The sequence below is a fragment of the Paracoccus sp. (in: a-proteobacteria) genome (genome assembly GCF_046462195.1).
In the GTDB taxonomy this organism is placed as follows: Bacteria; Pseudomonadota; Alphaproteobacteria; order Rhodobacterales; family Rhodobacteraceae; genus Paracoccus.
In genome coordinates, this window is the sequence record NZ_JBKGUN010000119.1 from 1 (window position 1) to 6,043 (window position 6,043).

Annotated in this window: 5 protein-coding genes; 4 read left to right on the forward strand and 1 reads right to left on the reverse strand. The window is 58.2% G+C overall.

The window, feature by feature from the left end:
- The 4 genes from ACLHHB_RS07665 to ACLHHB_RS07680 all read left to right on the forward strand — a co-directional run.
- Positions 1–329: GAF domain-containing protein (locus tag ACLHHB_RS07665; protein WP_410217681.1), on the forward strand; the 329-nt coding region annotated here is incomplete at its 5' end.
- A 232-nt stretch (positions 330–561) separates the two neighbouring features.
- Positions 562–2,412, forward strand: coding sequence for a glycosyltransferase (locus ACLHHB_RS07670; protein ID WP_410217682.1), 1,851 nt, complete (start codon positions 562–564; stop codon positions 2,410–2,412).
- Entirely contained in the window at positions 2,409–3,773 is a 1,365-nt protein-coding gene (locus tag ACLHHB_RS07675; RefSeq protein WP_410217683.1) for a DUF3131 domain-containing protein, read from the forward strand. Before ACLHHB_RS07670 ends, ACLHHB_RS07675 begins: the two co-directional genes overlap by 4 nt.
- A gap of 143 nt (positions 3,774–3,916) precedes the next feature.
- Entirely contained in the window at positions 3,917–5,311 is a 1,395-nt protein-coding gene (locus ACLHHB_RS07680; RefSeq protein ID WP_410217684.1) for a DUF3131 domain-containing protein, read from the forward strand.
- Positions 5,312–5,323: 12 nt separating this feature from the next.
- On the opposite strand, the gene ACLHHB_RS07685 is transcribed toward ACLHHB_RS07680, so the two are convergent.
- Positions 5,324–6,043, reverse strand: a 720-nt coding sequence (locus tag ACLHHB_RS07685; RefSeq protein ID WP_410217685.1) for a DUF3131 domain-containing protein, incomplete at its 5' end; no start/stop codon positions are given.

Below are 6,043 nucleotides of genomic sequence, written 5' to 3' on the forward strand. Positions count from 1 at the left end.
TCACAGTAGCAGGCAGTGGACCGTTTCTGGATGTTATCCCGCGACAAGTCAGTTTTTGTAATACCACTATACGCTCGGATGCGCCTCTGATCGTGGAGGACGCCAGCCTACACCCTGCGTTTTACGACAATCCTCTGGTCACCGGCCCTCCCTATGTCCGCTTTTACGCAGGGGTGCCGCTTTTGTTTATGCGGGAAGTCAGGCTGGGCGCCCTCTGTATCTGCGATCAAGAACCCCGGAGATTTTCTCTCGGTGACATTGCAGAACTAGAGGACTTGGCCGATCAGATTATCAGCCGGATTTCTGATGCGCAATTTCCCCCTCTTTGAAATTCTATCCAAAGTAGGCTGCGGTGGCCACTTCCGGGACCGGAAGGTGCTTCAAGCGCCGGGGGGAGTGTTCGCGGAGCAGCAATGCCTTGGATGACGGGTACATGCTCCTAAATCAACTTCGACCGAAGCTGCTTAATCGGCGAAGGTTCCTGCCAGTTGAAACTTGCCCGGATCCATGGCCTTGTAAGACCAACCATGGAACGGTGCCCAAGCCGCGGGCCACCGAAGGATGCGGGCGAAATCGGCGATGGGATACTACTTTGAACGTTACGAACAGCGGGAACCCCCTGAGCCGGTGCCCCATTCGGAAGGGCGCCAACTCCTCTATCAGTTCCTCGCAGTACTCGCCCTCGTCACCGGTGCCTGGTATCTCCTCTGGCGCTGGACGGAGAGCCTTAACTACGATGCTCTATGGTTTGCCATCCCGCTCGTAATTGCTGAGACGACAGCGTTTATCGGCTTGATCTTCTTCACGATCAACATGTGGAAGACCAGTGACCCGCCGATCCTGCCGCCACCCGCTTCAGTCAAGGACTGTGTAGACGATCCTGAGGCACCTGATCGACCCGTCGCCGTGGATGTATTCTTCACAACCTACAACGAAGAGGTAGATCTTGTGCGACTCGGCGTGCGTGACGCCGCGAAGATGCGCTATCCTCACCCAATCGACCTGCGCATCCACATCCTCGATGACGGACGCCGCCCAGAAATGCAGCAAATGGCGGAGGAGGAGGGCGCCAACTACATCACGCGCGACAATAATATCGGCTTCAAGGCGGGGAACCTTCGCAATGCACTCGAGGTCAGCACCGGTGATTTCATCATCATCTGCGACGCGGACACACGCCCCCTTCCTACGATGCTTGAGCGCACCCTAGGCTATTTCCGGGATCCCGACATGGCGTGGGTGCAGACGCCACAATGGTTTTACGACATTCCTGAGGGCACGCCCATTGCAGAAGCGTTGGGCAGGAGGCTCGGCGGCTTCGGCCGGGCCATCGGACATGGTCTTGAGCGTATCGCAGGCCCGATCCGGACCGGCAGCGACCCCTTCGTCAATGACCCGGAGATGTTTTACCAAATCATTCTGCGGCGGCGAAATTGGGCCAATGCTTCCTTCTGCTGCGGGGCAGGGTCAATCCACCGGCGCGAGGCGGTAATGCAGGCCGCTCTCACTGCCTACGGCGAGACCGTCACAAAGCAGGCCGAGAAAGATGAAGCGGCGTTCCGCCGGATAACCGGTGAAAAGGCGCTTGCCCAAGATGTACGGGCGCATCTGCGCGGGCAGGCTGCACTGGCGACCGAACTTACCCCCTATAAATTTCACGTCTCTGAAGACATCTATACGTCGATCATCCTGCATTCGGACCCGAACAGGCGGTGGAGATCTGTTCTGCATCCGTGGGTGGAATCCAAAATGCTGTCGCCACAAGACCTTCTCGCCTGGTCAATCCAGCGCTTCAAGTATGCAGGCGGCAGCCTTGACATCCTGTTCCACGACAACCCGCTCCTGCGATCAGGCCTCTCCTTGCCGCAGCGGCTGATGTATGGTGCGACGTTTTGGTCCTACCTGTCCGGCATCTGGAACGTGGTATTCCTGCTGGCGCCGATCATCTATCTTTTCTCGGCGATCGCGCCAGTTTCGGCTTATTCCGTTGATTTCTACAAGCACATCCTGCCGTTCCTGATCCTGAACGAGCTTGCCACTCTGGTTGGAACCTGGGGGATCGCCGGCTATAAGTCGCGGCTGTGGTACTTGTCCTTCTTCCCACTCAACCTTCGCGCCCTCTGGTCCGTCGTCAAGGGCGAGAAGATCAAGTTTCCCGTCACGCCCAAGGAGCGCCAGACAGGTACCTTCCAGCAATTGGTGATCCCGCAGATCGCGGTTGTGGTCCTGACGGTGGCCGCACTTGTCTTCGCCCTGGCGGCCTACCTGATGGGCTCCGACAACTACACCGCCGGCGGCCTTGTCGCCAATGCGTTCTGGGGGGCGAACAACATTCTTGCCATGAGCGGCATCATCCGGGCAGCCTTCTGGCGCCCGGAAGAAGAACCCATCACTCAGGAGGCCATCGCATGACCTTTCGCCAGGGGCTGCTGGCCGCGCGCGGCAACATCGTCTTCTTGCTGGCACTCATTGTCGCCTTCGCCTTGATCTTCGCCCTTGAATCCTGGGAGCCGAGCCAGGAGCAAGCGACGACCAGTTGGTTACCAGAGGAAGAGGCGGCATACGAGCCGCCACCCTTCCAGGAACTCACTGCGGATCAGCTAGAGGCCGCACATGCGGCCTGGGGCTACTTCGAGGCGAATATACGTCCCGAAACTGGTCTGGCCGACTCCGTGGCAGACTACCCAGCCACGACGCTCTGGGATACCGGATCCTTCCTTCTTGGCGCAGTCTCTGCCGAAAGGCTGGGCATCCTGAGCCGCACACGCTTCGATGCAATCGTGGAAAAGGCTCTCGGCAGCCTTTTGGAGATGCCGCTCTTTGCAGAACTCCTGCCAAACAAATCTTATGACACCCGCACCTTGCAGATGACGAATTATGCAAACGAACCGGTCGAGCAAGGGATCGGCTGGTCCGCGCTTGATCTTGGGCGCATGCTCGTGTCCCTGCACACGATCATGCGCTACTATCCGGAACATGCACCTGCGGTCAGTGCGGTGCTTGACCGTTGGGATATAGGTGCCGCCGTTCGGTATGGCGAAATGGTCGGAGCAGAGCCTACCGCAGAGGGCGGCTATGTCCTGCTGCAGGAGGGACGCCTCGGTTACGAGCAATATGCCGCAAAGGGCTTTGCTGTCATGGGCCATGACGTGCAAGAGGCGCAGCGTGTCGAGACGCATCTAGATTGGGTTGATGTCTTCGGCACCGAGGTTCCGGCGGATCAACGCAGTCCAGAAGTATTTGGAGGTCACACCTACACCCTCAGCGATCCGTATATTCTGCACGGACTGGAGTTCGGATGGGACACTCGCACCGAAGCCCTAGCCCGCCGGGTCTTTGAGGCACAAGAGCGCCGCCATGCCGAGACAGGGATCGTTACCGCAGTCACCGAGGATCATCTCGACCGGCCACCGCATTTCGTCTACAGCACCGTCGTCGGCAATGGTCAGCCGTGGAACGTACTCACTGATACTGGAGAGCAGGCCACGGATTACCGCACCCTGAGTACCAAGGGATCGATTGGTTGGCATGCCCTCTACCGAAATGACTACACCGCGCTTTTATTGTCTACCATAGCGGACCTGCAGACACCGGAAGGTTGGATGGCCGGACATTATGAAACATTCAACGAGCCCAACACAGTTCTGACCGCAAACACGAACGGGGTGATCCTCTCCGCATTGCATTACGGGGTGTTCGGCCCGATCCTGCATCCCCGCATCCCGGAGGATGAAAGCAGAATAGGCAGCCAAGCGACGGCGAGGAGGAAGTGAAGACTTCGTTTGCGCACCGTACAGACGTAGCCCCCTGCTGCCGGGCAGGAGGCGACCGTAGCCTGAGGTCAAAATCAAGATGAATATCAACACAGGCAGATGCTGTAATTCATTACGGTATTACAATAGCTCGAAGGTTCCAGATGATCTCTCGCCCCCTCTTTGCCCCGTTTTTTGGGGCTATACTGCTCCAGTCCCTGTTTCTGGTCGGGGCGGGTTTACCTGCGGCGGCCGACAACCACTGGCCCGATCGGCCTCTGACGGCCACCGATCCAGTGGCTCTTCCGCGGCACGGGCCACTGACTGAGGAAGAACTCGAGATGGCGCGCATCGCATGGCGCTATTTCGAGAACAATCATCAGCCGCAAAGCGGTTTGGTGAATTCAACGCACAACTATCCGTCTGTGACGCTGTGGGATACTGCCTCCTATATTGCAGGGCTTGTCGCGGCACATTCCTTCGGCATTGTGCAGGATGCAGAAGCAGAAGAGCGCCTGCGCAGCGTCCTCGCCACTTTGGAGCACATTCAACTCTTCCGAAATGAATGTCCGAACAAGGCCTACAACACCCAGACGGTCCAGCTGGTCAATTACGTGAACGAGCCGGAAGAGATCGGCTGCTCGGCGATCGACATTGGACGTTTGTTGATCTGGCTGCGGATTGTCCAGCAACGCTATCCTCAATTTGAAGAGGTTCCAGACCGGATCGTTCGGCGCTGGAACTTTTGCGGCCTCGTGCAAGAGCCCGGAGTAACCTACGGCACGGCTTTGACCGAGGACGGTGTCGTTCGTTACCTTCAGGAAGGCCGACTCGGATATGAGGAGTACGCGGCCGAGGGATTTGCGCTTTGGGGTTTTGACGTGTCCACCGCACTTGAACCCGAGCCCTACGAAACAATCTGGCTTTACGGAGTGGAGGTCGCCTATGACAGCCGCGACCCGCGCATCCTCGGAGCCCATAACTATGTGGTGAGCGAAAGCTACGCGCTTGGAGGGGTGGAATTCGGTTGGGATTATTTCAACGGCGGTCAGATCGAGGATTGGCTCCCACGTTTTGCGCAGAACATCTACACGGTGCAAGAGCGCCGCTTTGAAGCGACTGGAATTGCCACGGCCCGTACCGAGCACCAACTTGCGGAAGCTCCCTACTTTGTCTACGACACGGTCTTCAGTAATGGCCGCCCCTGGGCGACGATGACAGAGGGGGGCGAGTTCATGCCCCAACTGTCTGCCGTAGCGCTGAAGGGCGCGCTTGGACTATGGGCGCTGTGGGAGACCCCTTACACGGACATGATCTTTGATCTGATCAAGCCGCAGTTCGATCCGCAGCTCGGTTTTTACGAAGGGGTGTTTGAAGAAGGTGGGGAGCCGATTCGGACCCAAACATCGAACAACAACGGCATCATGCTCGAGACATTGCTCTTCAAGGTTGAAGGTCCGCTTCTGCAGGATCTAAGCCGCGATCCGACTGCCTGGGCGGCAGGTGTGGACGACAAGATCGCCGAGGCGAACTGCCTTCCCGAGCCGCAGGTGCGCTGAACGTTTGCGCGGCTATCTCTCGGCGGCGCTGTCTTCTACAGTCAAGGGCAGCTGGCACCCGCCTCGTACAGTTGTGACGGACGCCCGTAATTCTTCTGGGCGTGCAGAGGCGGGAAAGAGCGGTCCATCTTGGCGGTAAGCCAGAGCCTCAAGGACAAAGGCATTTGTGGCGCTGGTCCGCGTGCGTTCGTGTGCTCCCGAAAGCTCGTAGCGGCCTTCGCCCCAGCCATTCTCGCTGTAGAGAGGTGTCACCGCTTGAAGCAGCGTCTCCGCATAATCGCTCTCCAAAAGTGTGGACATGGCAAAGGCCGCCCGGGTCGACAGGAGCGCTAGGGGCGGAAAGGCCGCACCGCCCGGGTCAATTGTGCTCCAAGGATAGCCATTTGTGATCACCGTATCGTAGATCGCGAAAGGCTCCGCACCCCGACGATAATCTGTTCGGGCGGTCAGGATGCCGGTGTCTCGGTAGCGTGCCTCTTGAACTGTATGCAGCGTCTCGAACAGTTCCTCGGCGGTGCGCACCCCGTCGAGGAGTTCGTTGTCTTCATCCTGACCAAGACCATTGAAGCCGAACTCGATCCCAAGATAAGCGGGTGGGGCCGTCATAAGCGGAGGAACGCGGACCGGTGTCTCGTCGACCTGAAACCATTCTCCGTAAATTTCTAAGCGATAATCTGGCACATCGAGGGCCACAGTCGGCAAATCGAGACCCCAGGCACGATAGCCTTGGAC

Coding starts and splice junctions, on each gene's coding strand:
- ACLHHB_RS07670 (WP_410217682.1), top strand. CDS start 562: ATGCGGGCGAAATCGGCGATGGGATACTACTTTGAACGTTACGAACAG.
- ACLHHB_RS07680 (WP_410217684.1), top strand. CDS start 3,917: ATGATCTCTCGCCCCCTCTTTGCCCCGTTTTTTGGGGCTATACTGCTC.
- ACLHHB_RS07675 (WP_410217683.1), top strand. CDS start 2,409: ATGACCTTTCGCCAGGGGCTGCTGGCCGCGCGCGGCAACATCGTCTTC.